At 39.4% G+C, this 13681-nt stretch carries 16 protein-coding genes; 2 read left to right on the forward strand and 14 right to left on the reverse strand.

Going from position 1 to position 13681, the window contains the following annotated elements; translation table 11 throughout:
* Positions 1-200: 200 nt before the first annotated feature.
* The 9 genes from RMY16_RS31790 to RMY16_RS31830 form a co-directional block, all read right to left on the reverse strand.
* Entirely contained in the window at positions 201-656 is a 456-nt protein-coding gene (locus RMY16_RS31790) for a response regulator (RefSeq protein WP_322739711.1), read from the reverse strand.
* 279 nt (positions 657-935) lie between these two features.
* A complete protein-coding gene (locus tag RMY16_RS31795) occupies positions 936-1391 on the reverse strand; it encodes an NACHT C-terminal helical domain 2-containing protein (protein ID WP_322739712.1) in 456 nt (151 codons plus the stop codon).
* 10 nt (positions 1392-1401) lie between these two features.
* Positions 1402-1674 (reverse strand): hypothetical protein, encoded by a 273-nt coding sequence (locus RMY16_RS31800; RefSeq protein ID WP_322739713.1) that lies wholly within the window; start codon positions 1672-1674, stop codon positions 1402-1404.
* Between the two features lie 348 nt (positions 1675-2022).
* Positions 2023-2625 (reverse strand): hypothetical protein, encoded by a 603-nt coding sequence (locus RMY16_RS31805; RefSeq protein WP_322659809.1) that lies wholly within the window; start codon positions 2623-2625, stop codon positions 2023-2025.
* A gap of 45 nt (positions 2626-2670) precedes the next feature.
* Entirely contained in the window at positions 2671-3696 is a 1026-nt protein-coding gene (locus tag RMY16_RS31810; RefSeq protein WP_322739714.1) for a glucokinase, read from the reverse strand.
* 83 nt (positions 3697-3779) lie between these two features.
* On the reverse strand, positions 3780-4427 hold the full coding sequence (locus tag RMY16_RS31815) for a histidine phosphatase family protein (RefSeq protein ID WP_322659813.1): 648 nt from the start codon (positions 4425-4427) through the stop codon (positions 3780-3782).
* Positions 4428-4583: 156 nt separating this feature from the next.
* Entirely contained in the window at positions 4584-5618 is a 1035-nt protein-coding gene (locus RMY16_RS31820) for an endonuclease NucS domain-containing protein (RefSeq protein ID WP_322739715.1), read from the reverse strand.
* Positions 5619-5789: 171 nt separating this feature from the next.
* Entirely contained in the window at positions 5790-6353 is a 564-nt protein-coding gene (locus RMY16_RS31825) for a Uma2 family endonuclease (protein WP_322739716.1), read from the reverse strand.
* 33 nt (positions 6354-6386) lie between these two features.
* A complete protein-coding gene (locus RMY16_RS31830; protein ID WP_322739717.1) occupies positions 6387-7118 on the reverse strand; it encodes an ABC transporter ATP-binding protein in 732 nt (243 codons plus the stop codon).
* 160 nt (positions 7119-7278) lie between these two features.
* Here RMY16_RS31830 and RMY16_RS31835 point away from each other — a divergent pair, with 160 nt between their 5' ends.
* Positions 7279-8130, forward strand: coding sequence for a DUF4351 domain-containing protein (locus RMY16_RS31835; RefSeq protein WP_322739718.1), 852 nt, complete (start codon positions 7279-7281; stop codon positions 8128-8130).
* 2 nt (positions 8131-8132) lie between these two features.
* Here RMY16_RS31835 and RMY16_RS31840 read toward each other — a convergent pair whose 3' ends face one another.
* From RMY16_RS31840 to RMY16_RS31860, 5 genes are read right to left on the reverse strand one after another with little or no spacing between them, the layout of a single operon-like run.
* The gene (locus RMY16_RS31840; protein WP_322659823.1) at positions 8133-8924 is read right to left on the reverse strand and encodes an ABC transporter ATP-binding protein; all 792 of its coding nucleotides are present in this window, start codon (positions 8922-8924) and stop codon (positions 8133-8135) included.
* 51 nt (positions 8925-8975) lie between these two features.
* Complete coding sequence (locus tag RMY16_RS31845) at positions 8976-9914, reverse strand: branched-chain amino acid ABC transporter permease (protein WP_322739719.1); 939 nt, start codon at positions 9912-9914, stop codon at positions 8976-8978.
* Between the two features lie 53 nt (positions 9915-9967).
* Positions 9968-10567: a Uma2 family endonuclease gene (locus RMY16_RS31850; protein ID WP_322739720.1), complete on the reverse strand. Its 600-nt coding sequence runs from the start codon at positions 10565-10567 to the stop codon at positions 9968-9970.
* A 13-nt stretch (positions 10568-10580) separates the two neighbouring features.
* Positions 10581-11531 (reverse strand): branched-chain amino acid ABC transporter permease, encoded by a 951-nt coding sequence (locus tag RMY16_RS31855; protein ID WP_322659829.1) that lies wholly within the window; start codon positions 11529-11531, stop codon positions 10581-10583.
* A 7-nt stretch (positions 11532-11538) separates the two neighbouring features.
* A complete protein-coding gene (locus tag RMY16_RS31860; protein ID WP_322739721.1) occupies positions 11539-12801 on the reverse strand; it encodes an ABC transporter substrate-binding protein in 1263 nt (420 codons plus the stop codon).
* A gap of 596 nt (positions 12802-13397) precedes the next feature.
* Between RMY16_RS31860 and RMY16_RS31865 the strand changes: the two genes are divergently transcribed.
* The coding region (locus tag RMY16_RS31865) for a hypothetical protein (RefSeq protein ID WP_322739722.1) at positions 13398-13681 on the forward strand (284 nt) is incomplete at its 3' end.

A 13681-nucleotide genomic window follows, 5' to 3' on the forward strand; every position in this document is an offset into this window, starting at 1 on the left:
TGGATTCATCCAGTTCAAAGGTGGATGAACGGAGTTCTGAGGTGGATTCATCCAGCACAGCTTATCATTCGCTCAAACCCATGTGCTTATATTGTAGGCTGTGTCTAACCTACAGTTGTACCCTGAACTAGGGTTTTAGCTATGCAGTCTAGAAATTTATTTCAGGGCGGTTAAACAACGCAGATACTTAAACTTACTTACTAGTTTGCAACTAGCAGCCCGGTGCAAAAATTTTCCGCCACATTTTCCTGCACTTGATTCACAATCATAGAAACAAATTCGTCAAGGTCGAATGGCTTAAGTAAATATTCTTCAAACTCTACATCTGGAATTTGGTCACAAGTACCTGTGATAGATGTTGAAGTCACAATGATTGGGATATGCTTACCATTGTTTACTTCCATAGCATCCAATGTGTTTAGCAATGTATAAATACTTTCACCTAAAAACCTAATTTCACAGACAATAATGTTGGGTGTGAACCAACTCAGGGTTTCTAAAGCTTCTTTTATGGAACCAGCGGTAATCACATTTGCGCTCAGGTCTTCCAGTAAAAAAGCATACAAATCTCTACTATCGCGATCGTTGTCTACAACGAGTACTTGTACACCTTTGAGTATCCCAACTGCCAAGCAAAAGTCATTGATTAAATTCATAATAAGACCTGCGATTAAGACTTGAAAGGCAAAGCGATCTGAAAAATCCGTAGTCTTAAGGTGATGAGACAAGCAGATAGGTCAAATAAAAGGTAGCAGAGAACCACTTAATGGTTAAAATTACTAGGTTCTATTCTTGTATTATGAGCAGGTATTGTTTTATTTCCTAAATGAATTGATTAACTACGACACAAAACGTAGAAAAACTTTTCAAAAAAGGGTACGGTATGTTCCCTCCAAAAATCTGTGGTTCAATTAACTGAAAATACCTGTAAAGAATTAATCAACAAAACTATTCTCATTCCCTGTCCTTAAGTTCCTTCTAAGGTAAAATAAGGTGGCTTCAATTTCTTGTTTGATAACAGGGGTTACTACTCGATTGCTATGTAAGCAATCGAGTAGTAACTGATTAGCATCATAGTAATGTTGTAACACTTGCTGTTGTTCAAGGCTAAATTCCCACTGGTGATTAATGTTGCGATAATTAACGATTGTCTTGTTTAACTGTTCAGCCCAGGTTGAATAGTTCGTCTGCCACCACACATTAAACCGTTCTTGACTTTGACGAGAATTGGGAAATTGGTCAGAGAGTTGTTGCAGAGATTTATAAAGTCCAACATCCAGAACAATGCCCACAATAGTCGAGAGAGCATCTCCACAGGCGTGGATATGGGCGAAATCCCAATACGGTTCGGTTAAAGGGGAAAGGGGAAAGGGGAAAGGTTTTGAATACATCCTTTACCCTTTACCCGCAAACCCATTCCCCAGACCACAAGGAAAGTGAAAAATGCTTATCCGAACCGTATTGGGCGAAATCCTGGCTCCCGTCAATTATAGCTAAGTGCTGAGTGCTGAGTAAAAATCCAGTTTTTTCAAGACTTTGAGCAATCAACACTGTCCTAATCTGTGTGACTACGACTATAATTGCACACTCCAGCAGCAGCTCATCTAATGCGGCATCCAGAAACATCCCTTGGTCGAAGTTGCTGGCTAGAGCGAAGTGAGGAGTCCGACTCAAGCCCAGGTAAAATGCTCGAACTATTGCATCATTGTTGCTGAATCAAGGGATGATTCTTGTAGGGTGGGCGTCTCGCCCGCCCTGAAATACAAGGGACGGGCAAGATGCCCATCTCACAAAACTAACAAAATCATCCCGCAAATATGCAATGCCGGAAATGCTATATTAACTCTGCAATTGATTACAAAGCTAATATAGTAAAAGTTTTATTTATCGTAAATTCAAGGGTTTAAGACTTCTACATCTATATGTAGCGCGGAGTCGAAGCCACTCCGCCTCCGATCAGTTTCAGTTGGGGTTTAAATGCCCGTCTAAAATGTCTTTAATTTTGAATTTTGAATTGTTAACTCACTTTTTCAAAACTACATTGAAAGAATTTAAATATCCAGTAATGGTTTTAGCTAGTGTCTTTTGCTGTTTTTTTGTAGTTATTGCCATTACTTGATATAGTCTTCCTTCGGCAACATACATTCTACTTATAGTGATTTTCCCTCCAGAATTGATATACTGAATTTCTTTGCCGGGATGATTATTGGAACTACGAATGTTTCGTTGACTAATTAAATTGCTTTTCGTAGTCTTTAAAGCCATATCCCGTGCATTATTAAGTACAGCTTGAGGATCAGCCATTTGACCGTAACTATAAGGAAAATCATTGTAAGCAACTATGTATGCTACTTGCTGTTTTGGTGGTTGAGCGACAAATATTTCTAGGTTAATTTCCCCCATATAAGTTTTTTGGGATTCGGTATTTCTATTGGGGCTTCCCGGCATCAAAATTGTAAAACGTCCATCTGGAGCAGTATATAACTTCCATTGTGGCTGCACGGGTTGAGAAACCTTTGGTTTGACAACAGCTACCGGAGATTTGGGTTGACGCGCTTCCACAAGAACAGAGCCACCACAGACAATGGTGGCGGCTATTAGTGGTAACAGACTTTTAACTGTCATATTTTTTGCCCTTTGAGATGCTGATCTCACTGATGATGCCAGCTGTTATAACCTAGCAGCACATAAAGCAGCACCAATTAGGCCGACTTGTGAGTTGAGGATAATATACACCGGGATCTCTTCGAGGAGGCGGCGCATTCTACCTTTTTGGGTGAAATTTAATAAGAAACCGTTATTTTGGATTAAGGGCAGGATTTTGGGCGCAATTCCACCAGCGATGTATAAGCCACCGTAAGGTAGGAGTTTCAGGGCGAGATTGCCGGCTTCTGCACCATAAGCTTCTACAAATAATTGCAAAGTTTGTTCACTGAGGCGATCGCGTTTTTCTAGTGCAGCTGTACCAATGACAGCACCAGCATCGACACTTTTTTCTTCTTGTCCAGCTTCTTGTTCCCAAGTTCTAACGATTTGGGCGATATCTGGTGATTCGGCGGCAATTTTGCGATCGCGCAGAAATTGGTAAATTGCCACAATTCCCATTCCAGAAACCACGCGTTCTACAGAAACGCGCTGGATATCATGTTTACCCAACAGGTATCTCAACAGTTGAAACTCGATCTCGTTTCGAGGGGCAAAGTCAGCGTGTCCACCTTCTGAGGGAAAAACTTGATAGTGGTTTCCCTGCTTAATTAAAAATCCTTGCCCTAAGCCAGTACCAGCACCAATAATTCCAATGGGGGTTTCGGGTTGAGGTTTGCCAACTTGCAACGTCAGCAAGTCTTCTTTTTGTAAACCTGAAATTCCATAGCCAACGGCGGCGAAGTCGTTAATCAAAGAAATATGCGGGATACCCAATTCTGCTTCTAAACGTTCGGTATCTAGGAACCAGGCTAAATTGGTCAGTTTGGCAGTATTTTTGACAATGGGGCCTGCGATCGCAAAACAAGCCTTTTCTGGTATTGGTGTATTAGCTTTGAGCAAAAACTGCTGTACTATGGGTACTAAATCGGGAAAATCAGCACTGTGGTAACTTTCCTGATAAATAGTATGTAAAGCTGGTGAATCTGATTTTTCAACCAATTGCAGAATAGTTTTCGTCCCACCAATGTCTCCTGCTAGTAATAAAGTCATAGAATTTATTCGCGAATTAATTACTTTTTTTGTAGGATATACCCAACGTAGCAGAAGGCATGAACGCAAATCTCTATCAGAGTTTAAGCAAATCGAATAACTTCTTCTATGTGGGTTAAATGGGAAGTGTCTCCCGTTAGTTCCAATAACCATTCTGGTTCCTGGCGTACCACTTTTACCAAAGAACATAAAGAAGCTTTAACTTCTGTTTTGGCAATTTCCCCCACTAGTCCCATTGCTCCACCCAACACAGATGCACCATGTGCCACTAGCAGGATATCCTCTGGGAAGAACTCAGTAGCTAAACATCTAGCAGTTTGTCCAGAACGTTCTCGCACTTTTTCGTGAGTTTCAGGATATTTGGCAGCGATGCGCGAGGTGTAGCTGCGGTCAATTCTGGGGAATAACTCTGCTAATGCTGGAGTTGAGAGCCTTTCGGGTTCTTCTGTCATCCAAACTGGATTTAGCCATTCACTCAAACCTGTTTCGAGTTTAATCGGCAAGTCGAGCATTTCTGCAACTGCATTTGCCGTTTGTACAGTTCGCAGGAAAGGAGAAGCGAAAATATGACCAATATTTTCTTTTTTCAATCGTTTAGCTAACTGCTGTGCCTGCACCATACCATCATCAGACAAGGGTGGATCGTAGCGTCGTTCGGCGGTGAGAAACCAATCGGGGTTTACGAAATCGAGGCGGTTAGCGTGTCTTGCGATCCAGACTATTTGACTCATGGGTTTAATTATTCCGGTGAATATAATTCCCCGCTAAACAAATATATAGATATCTGCAAGGAGGGCTGCAAATATTAATATATGACAAAAATCGTAATAATATTTAATAATACTAATTATTAGGAAAAGTTATAAGTGTTGTCAATGTAGCTTTTTTTAAAGCCTTTTTAGCCAAGTCTCTAAAGCAATATCGACTAAAATCTCTAGAGAGTTAGTTCCACTCAGAATAAGTTTTTCATATTTTTCATAACAGATGCGTGAGCGCTCATCTCGTAATTCACCCCCTGCACATCTTTTTATTGTTTCTATAAATGCTGGATATTCATACATGCTACAGGATCTAATTTTATTACTTATAAAGGCTCTAGGGTAGTGAATTATTCTATAAAAGCTAGTCCAATCTTTATCAGGAAAAATATGCATTCTTAGAGTATTTTGTTTCAAATATGGTGCTGGTTCAGGTAATCTTAGAAATAGGTTAGGTCTACCTTGAAAACCATAAATAGTGTTACCAAAGTAAAACTCAGCACAGAGCTTACTTTTTCCTTTACCATATTCAATAGAATTAGGTTTAACAATTTCTTCGATGCGTTTGTCAAAGCCAAGAATTTTTTTACGAATTCTGAGTACAGCCTCTCGCTCATTTTCGATAGAATTGTTACATTTAGATAGACGGTTAATAATTGCTCTAGGAGGAGCAGGTATATCTTCATTAACCTCTCTTTCCTCATGATGAATTTCTAATTTTGACAACTTGCCATTATCTAAGTCTTTTAGCTCTAAATAAAAGTTTTGATTTACCACCATTATTTGAAAGTGGAGAAATTGAATAGATAGATGACTGTACTTTCTATCTGTAAAATTATCTCGATGAAAATTAGGCTTAATTGCTATCAAGCTAATAGATTGTCCATAGTCTACCTCTTCTTGGAAGGGTTTATTCTCAAGTAAAGCTTCATAATACCGAGTTAGTTGCTGAACAATATATCTGTCTTCACCGTTTTTCAATTCCAGCACTACTAACTGTCTCTTCTCATTCAAGGCTAAGATGTCGCAAATTTGACCTTTAATATAATATTGTCGCTTTAGCGGAATTAGCCCGAAAAGTTCCTTTAAATTCGCCCAGACAAAATCTTCTAAATCAGCTTCAGTCGCAAATTTCCAACTATTACCCGCTTTTATTAAATTCACGCAATCCATTATCTTGCTTTAAGTTGAGTAAATTACTACCTTTAGTATTCCCAAAGCTAGATAGGAATTTATACAATTGTTTATATAGCAGTTCTCAGTTGAGTAGGTAAAAAACCCCACCCCCAACCCCCTCCCCGCAAGCGAGGAGGGGGCTATGATGTATAGGAAAAGCTATAACTTTAACCATCCAAATAATTGCCCTACGCTTAATTGAAAATTGCTGACTAAATCGGGAACTGGTAATATTTCTTGTTCTTCTTGTAAAAGTTCTGGTTGCTGCTTTGGTGGATAGACTAAAACAGAGCGATCGCCTGGATCAATTAACCAACCTAAACGACTACCATGTTTTAAACAATGTAGAATATTTCCGGTTACTTTAGTCTGGCTTTGATCTGGCGACAGAATCTCAATTGTCCAGTCTGGATACGTCTTGAAGACATTAGCTACATCTCCACGTTCATCTATGGGAATCCGTTCCCAAGCAAACACAGCTACATCAGGTACAATTGAACGTCCGCCAAAAGTACACCGCAGTTCTGGGAAAGCAAGGGCAATTTTTCGACTCTCAACTACTTCATTTATACCTGTGACTAACTTCCCCTGTAATTTGCTATGTTTTCCTTGAGGCATTGGCTTTTGAATAATTTGACCGTTGATGTATTCTGAGCTAGGCTTTGTTTCTGGTAGTTTTAAAAAATCTTCTAAAGTTAGGGGTTTAGTTGGTGATTTAACCATCTGCTTGTATCTCCCAAGTTTTCATTTAATGAATTATCCTAAATAAGCTTTTTTAACTCGCTCATCACTAATTAATTCTGATGCTGCACCTGTTAAGGTAATAGAACCAGCTTCTAGAACATAACCGCGATCGGCAATTTGTAGTGCCAGATTCGCGTTTTGTTCAACCAACAGAATAGTCACGCCTGTAGCCCGGAGATTTTCAATAATAGAGAAGATTTCCCGGACGATCGCAGGTGCTAAACCTAAGCTAGGCTCGTCTAAAAGCAATAGTTGTGGTTTACTCATGACAGCACGTGCGATCGCTAACATTTGTTGTTCGCCACCGCTGAGAGTTCCTGCTAGTTGATTGCGTCTTTGTGACAAGCGGGGAAATAGCTCAAATTGGCGCTGAATATCTGCTTTTATCTCGGCTTGATTGGAGCGAATATAAGCACCCAAAAGTAAATTATCAAATACAGTTTGTCGCGCTAATACTCTGCGTCCTTCAGGGCAATGGGCGATACCAAGTTGTACAACTTCGTGAGTTTGGCGGCGGGTAATATTATGTCCATTATAGATAATTACACCACTATTAGGATTAACTACTTTAGATATGGCACGGAGTGTAGTCGTTTTTCCAGCACCATTAGCACCAATTAGAGTAACTACCTCACCTTTTTGAATAATTAAATTAATCTTTTTTAAAGCTTGGATGCCGCCATAATTAACATCAAGTTCTTGAACTTCTAAAATTGTATAGTTTGGCTTACTATCGGCTTTCATGGGCGGTTTACATCCAGAAATGTTGATTCAAAATCTAAGATACATCAATCATACATTTCTTAAAACAGTGCATAGACGTTGCTTCAACTTCAAACCAACGCCATAATACCGCAATCTTTATGATGTACCATTAATTACTGATAAATATATCAAGCGTCCAGTGGCAAAAGTAGCAGATATTGGTAGCAAGCGACTAATTAATTTAGCTCCCGATGCATGGGTAAAATGGGTGACACAGCGTCCTGAAGTCGTGGCGAAAGAAATTCTCGGCTCTGAGTTTCATTGGATTAGCCGGGAAACAGATGTGTTGGTGAAAGCATACAGTGCTACTCACGGAGATTTTCTAGTATTAAATGAACTACAGTTGCGTTACACGGCACAGATGCCTCTACGGATGAGAGGCTATGCTGCCTTGGCCCAAGAACGCTACCGATTGCCAACTTACCCAGTACTGATCAACATTTTACCGCCTCCATCCACCTTAACTATTGTCAATAGTTACGAGCAGGAATTTTTGGGATTACGTGCTATCCAAGATTATCGCCTAATTAATCTGTGGGAAATCGATGCTGAAATAGTATTTGAGCAATCACTACCATCGTTGTTACCCTTTGTGCCAATCCTGCGAGGAGGGGGAGAGGTATCAGTTGTGCAACGCGCATTACAGGCGCTACGAGCCGATGAACAGTTGAACCAATTAGAATCATTGCTGGCATTTTTTGCTAGCTTTGTTTTAGACACGCCTTTAGTGCAACAAATCATGAGGTGGGATATGGCAGTATTGCGAGAATCGCCTTGGTATCAGGAAATTGAGCAAAGAGGTATTCAGCTAGGTCTTCAGCAGGGTGTACAACGGCAGTTAGTACGAGTATTACGACGACGCTTTGGCGAAATTCCTCATGAAGTGGAAGCAAGGCTTGAGGGCGAAAGTGTGGAAAAATTGGAAAGCTTAATGGATAGCGCGATCGCTGTGAGTTCTTTAGACGAATTTGTAGTAATTTTGTCTAGATAAATTCATTCATTTCCTAAATAAGCTTCAATTACAGCCGGGTTATTTCTGACTACAGATGGTTCACCCAAAGCAATTAATTGACCAAAATCTAATACAGCAATGCGATCGCACAAACCCATAACTAATGGTACATGGTGTTCTATAAGGACGATCGTCAAATTGAAGCGATCGCGCAGGCTGCGAATAAATTCACTCAATTGCTGCTTTTCGTTAGGGTTCATCCCCGCCGCCGGTTCATCGAGAAGTAAAATTTGTGGTTGTAATGCTAAAGCACGGGCAATTTCTAGTCGCCGCTGATCGCCGTAAGCAAAGTTTTTGGCTTTTTCGTCAGCGCGATCGCTTAATCCCACCAAATCTAATAAATCTAAAGCTTTTTGCTTAGTTTTTAATTCTTCGCGAGGCGCTGGTGGTAATCCCAAAACTCCTGTAATCATATTACTTTTAGTGTGTAAGTGTCGGGCGATTATCACATTTTCTAATGCCGATAATTCCCCAAACAACCGGATATTTTGGAAGGTACGGGCGATACCTAAAGCCGCAATTTGATGGGGACGCAGTTGAGAAACTTCTGCACCTTGATAAATTAATTGGCCGCCAGAAGGTGGAATAAAGGCAGTAATCAAATTAAACAGTGTTGTTTTGCCAGCACCATTAGGGCCAATGAGTCCAAAAATCTCATGTTTATTTACACTAAAAGATACATTATTTACCGCCACTAAACCACCAAAGCGGCGAGTTAATGCTCTTGCTTCTAAGACTATACTGTTATTATTTACTGAAATGCTATGTGACATTTTTGCATACTATTATAAATATAAAACTTACGCAATCACTCTCTAAAAATCTTATTCTTTTGCGCCCCTAGCGGTTCGTTTTTTTATTTGAAAAACATCTGGAGTAATTAGCCCTTGTGGGAAAAAGATTGTACCTATTACTATTAAAAAGCCAAAAATAATTAATCTACCATCTCGCAAAAACTGTGCTAACCAATTAGGTAAACCACCAGTATCAGCTAGGCTTCGCAGAATCTCTGGTAAGGCTGTAAATACCATACCTCCAATTACTGGGCCTAAAAAAGTTCTTGAACCACCAATTAAAACAAAAGTTAAATATATAATGCTGGCATCAAAAGTACCTTGACGAGCATTCCAGGTATTGAGGAAGTGAGCGCTAATTGCACCTACAACCCCTGCAAGCATAGCCCCCAATGTAAACGCCAAAACTTTGTAATAAGTCGGATCGATTCCCATTGCACCCGCAGCTAATTCATCTTCGCGGATCGCGATAAAAGCCCTTCCGACGCGGATACGTTCTAAACGATAAAGTAGTACCATACTAATTAATAGTAATGGCAGAGCAATCCATAAATATTCGAGTTGTGTTTGGAAAGGTTGAGGAATGCCAAAAATTCCGACAGCACCGCCTGTAATGTCTAGATTGAGAGAGATGACGCGCAGAACTTCCACAAAAGCGATAGTTGCGATCGCTAAATAAATTCCTCGCAACCGTAATGCTGGAATTCCCACTAATATACCCAATAAACCAGAAATTACACCCGCAATTAACATCTCCAATAACAAGAATGGAATTGGGAATAAACTACTGTCAGATGTAAAAATTTTTGTGGATAAAATTGCTGCAATATATCCACCTAAAGCATAAAATCCTGGACTAGCTAAAGACAATTGTCCTGTCATTAGCGGTAAGTAAAGTGATAACCCTAGTAACGCCCCCAATACCATAGAGACAATTAAAGAAGCGTAAGTAGCGAAAAAATCAGCCATTTTATTGAATATATTTTGATTAATTTTAATCAAACTATCGCTTTTATTAACTATTAAGCTGTTAATATTTGCTCTGCTGTCAGCGTCAGTTCAGGAAAAGTTCGTGACACTATTCGTTCTGAATCTCTAAAATGTGTGCATTGGTATTTACCCTCAGCATCTAATAGAAAAACAAACACAGCCGGAACTTTTGGATTTCCTAGATATTCTCTTAGCCCAATTGCCAAATAATCTACAATCCAATATTCTGTAATACCTAAACGTTGATATTCATCTAATTTATCAATATAGTCATCTTCCCAATTAGTTGATGTCACCTCTACAGCTAACTGGATGGGTTCTTCAAGTGCAGCATAAGCAGAACGATTTGAGCGCCATTTATCTTTATCTATGACACTTACATCAGGCTTGCGCCCTTGCTCTATGCCATTAGCAGTTATAGTTTTAAAGACTGCTGTGTTATTAACTACATAATTCAGATTTAGTTGCCTAATTTCATCATTGAAACCAAACAATAGAAAATTAGCGACATCATGATTTCTGGTTGCACGCACTTCTACAATTTCTCCATCTACAAGTTCATATAAACCTTCTTCTGGACACTGTTCTAAAAATTGGTCAAAAGTTAATTTTTGTTTGGTGTATGTTTTCATAGCGCTACTCTCTTTAAACTTTCTGAATAAACCGCCGCCCTAACAAACCTTGGGGTCTAACTAATAGCATGATAAACAAAATTGCAAATGCTACTGCGTCTTTATATCCAGAATAATCAGCAGGAACAAACGCCTCTACTAATCCAATTAATAAACCTCCCAAAACTGCACCAGGAATACTACCTAAACCACCTAAGACAATTACCGCTAAACCCCGCAAACCAAAAGCAATGCCGAAATATGGCCCTGCAATACTAACACTAGAGGCAACTAAAGTTCCTGCTAATCCTGCTAAAAAGCTGCTGATGAAGAAGGTTAAGATGATAAAGCGATCGCTATTAATTCCTAACAAACTAGCTGTGGTTGGATCTTCTGCGATCGCTTGCATTGCCTTACCATATTTAGTTCGATTGATAAAATAGGTAAGAATTGCCACAATCACTACTGATACAGTAAAAATTACCACTTGAACACTGCGAATCGGAATTGGGTTTTCTGGGCTACCAAAGTTAATCGCAGGTGGCAAATTACCGTAAGTATTTGCGGGGTATGTGTAACTTTCCGCGCCTATTAAATACTGGATTAAATTCACAATTACCACTGCTACTCCCAAACTGGAAACAACAGTTAGCAAAGGATCGGAGCCTTGACGGCGCAAAGGTTGAAAAGCAACGCGTTCCATCACTACCCCTACCAATCCCGCTAAGGTGCTTCCTAAAATTAAGGATATAGCAAATGGTAATTTTATCGGCAAGGCTGCATTAGCCAGCAAGCCATTAAATCCAAAGTTCCCACCCATAAGTGCATAAGTGAAATATGCACCCAAGGTAAAAATCGCGCCATGAGCTAAATTAATAATGCCCAAAATAGAATAAACCAAGGTATATCCCAAGGCAAAAATTGCATAAACACTGCCAATAGATAACCCATTTAATAATTGCTGCAAAAAGATATTGATATTCATGTAGCAACTATTTTAGAAATGTGAATTTACCTTGACTTCCATCTTTTTCCATCTTGATTTGGGCAACATAGAAATCTTTTTGCACAACTTCACCTGTGGGAGTAAAACCAATTTCACCTAATGGTGTATTGTATGTTCCTTCAAGTATTTGTTTGTTTAGCTGCGTCCGTAATTCTGGTAGCTGTAGTTTGTTGATTTTGCTCTTTTTATCTAAAGATTGGAGTGCTTCAACATAAACCTGGACTGCTGCAAAAGCTTGGGCGCTAAATTGGGGTGGTTCTTTTTTATATTCTTCAATATAGGCTTTACGAAATGCCGCATTAATTTCACCTGGATGTTCTGGACTGTAGGCTTGAGCTATCAATACCCCATCACAAAGTGCTTTACAAACTGGCAACAAATTTGATGTATTTAGACCATTTCCACCGACAATTAAGCCTTTATAACCCAGTTCCCGCAATTGCCTAACTAAATTACCACCATCAGCAGCCAAGCCAGAAATAATTACCAAATCTGGTTTGAGATTAATTGCATTGGTCGCTTGACTTTGAAAATCTGTATCACTAGTTTGGAATTTTTGGACTGTTACCAATTCTAGCCCTTGATCCTTAACTGTTTGCTGAAAAATTTCCGTTTCTGACTTGCTAAATGCATCATTTTGGGCATAGAAAACTGCAACTTTTTTCAGTTGTGGGTTTTGCTTAAGTGCCGCTTTCACCGAATTAGGCGCAACGACGGAAACTGGTGCAGAAACACGAGCAACGTAATCACCAATTTCGGGAATATTTTTAGCAGTATTTGATGGCCCAATAATTGGTACTTTTGCTCGTTCGCCAATAGGATCGGCACTAAAGGCTTGCTGTGACAAAGTTGGCCCGACAATTCCAACAACTTTATCTCTATTAATTAGAGTTTGAAAAGCGTTAATTGCTCCTGCTTCATCACCGCTAGTATCTTGAAAAACTAATTTAATTGGTGTGCCATTAACACCATTTTTACTATTGAAATACTTTTGGGCAAGTTTGGCTCCAGCGACTTGTTCTTGACCCAGTAATGCCACATTGCTAGTTTGGGCAACACCAATACCAATGGGAATACCACCTGATGATGTACCCGTTGTCGCTGGGGTATTGGTTGTAGTGTTATTTGGGGTAGTATTTGGAGTATTAGTGGGAGAATTTGTCACTGTGGTAGTGCCACCACCACAACCTGTTAGTAGCAAAGCGCAAGTTGATAATAATGCTGTTGTCCGAGCGATCGCGTTGTTCATCGTTGGATAACCATCTAGTTATGAGAGATTCGGCAAGTGTTAATAGCAAAGTTCATAATCTGCAAAAAAAAATGATGCAGATTTACACTTTTGCACGAATTCTATTAAATCATTCTTATTTGAACATGCAAACACAAATATTCAAAGTGTTTGTAAATACAAATTATAATTAGCCATAATTTTACCATTCCCAGGTACAACTTGGGAATCGTTAAGCGTGAGCGCTGTCAAGTGTCAGATGTTCGAGTCAAACTTAGGTGTCTGAAATCATGCAGCCAATTCAAGACAAAGTATCAAACTAAGTTGATAGATGATTTGTTCAAATTTAAACTCTGATATGAACAAACTTTTACCTAAAATTTACTTTAGTAGAGTTTCATTCGATCAGTGTTGATGCAACGGCTGATAATAACAGTTTTATCGCACAAAGGTTCTGAGTTAAAACTGGATAATGTAAAGGTTTGTAACTGATTTCTGTAGCTTTTATAACTGAAATTGAATCGAAAATAGGTACGTGTTTTTATCGTACAATACCACTGTCTAAATCTTTCTAACAAAACACAGAGCTGTATTAAGCGAGGAAGACATTAGATTCTATGAAAAGGAAATTTACAATTTTAGCAGGCACAACATCGGTAATTTTATCCCTGGTAAGTCAGCCAGTTCTTGCAGCTTGGAGTGGGCCTCAGAGTCTGGGAGGAGTATACACCTCAGATCCTAGTTGTGCTTCATTAGGCACAAATCAGGCTATCTGTGCGGGTCTTGGAACCAATAAAGCACTTTTTGTAAATCGGTTTAATGGCAGTTCTTGGAGTGGGCCTCAAGGTCTGGGAGGAGTATACACCTCAAATCCTAGTTGTACTTCCTTAGGCACAAATCA

The organism is Nostoc sp. DedQUE12b (genome assembly GCF_034530835.1).
GTDB lineage: Bacteria > Cyanobacteriota > Cyanobacteriia > Cyanobacteriales > Nostocaceae > Nostoc.

Coding starts and splice junctions, on each gene's coding strand:
- RMY16_RS31790 (WP_322739711.1), bottom strand. CDS start 656: ATGAATTTAATCAATGACTTTTGCTTGGCAGTTGGGATACTCAAAGGT.
- RMY16_RS31795 (WP_322739712.1), bottom strand. CDS start 1,391: ATGTATTCAAAACCTTTCCCCTTTCCCCTTTCCCCTTTAACCGAACCG.
- RMY16_RS31825 (WP_322739716.1), bottom strand. CDS start 6,353: ATGGTTAAATCACCAACTAAACCCCTAACTTTAGAAGATTTTTTAAAA.
- RMY16_RS31855 (WP_322659829.1), bottom strand. CDS start 11,531: ATGAATATCAATATCTTTTTGCAGCAATTATTAAATGGGTTATCTATT.
- RMY16_RS31805 (WP_322659809.1), bottom strand. CDS start 2,625: ATGACAGTTAAAAGTCTGTTACCACTAATAGCCGCCACCATTGTCTGT.
- RMY16_RS31850 (WP_322739720.1), bottom strand. CDS start 10,567: ATGAAAACATACACCAAACAAAAATTAACTTTTGACCAATTTTTAGAA.
- RMY16_RS31815 (WP_322659813.1), bottom strand. CDS start 4,427: ATGAGTCAAATAGTCTGGATCGCAAGACACGCTAACCGCCTCGATTTC.
- RMY16_RS31810 (WP_322739714.1), bottom strand. CDS start 3,696: ATGACTTTATTACTAGCAGGAGACATTGGTGGGACGAAAACTATTCTG.
- RMY16_RS31830 (WP_322739717.1), bottom strand. CDS start 7,118: ATGAAAGCCGATAGTAAGCCAAACTATACAATTTTAGAAGTTCAAGAA.
- RMY16_RS31840 (WP_322659823.1), bottom strand. CDS start 8,924: ATGTCACATAGCATTTCAGTAAATAATAACAGTATAGTCTTAGAAGCA.
- RMY16_RS31845 (WP_322739719.1), bottom strand. CDS start 9,914: ATGGCTGATTTTTTCGCTACTTACGCTTCTTTAATTGTCTCTATGGTA.
- RMY16_RS31860 (WP_322739721.1), bottom strand. CDS start 12,801: ATGAACAACGCGATCGCTCGGACAACAGCATTATTATCAACTTGCGCT.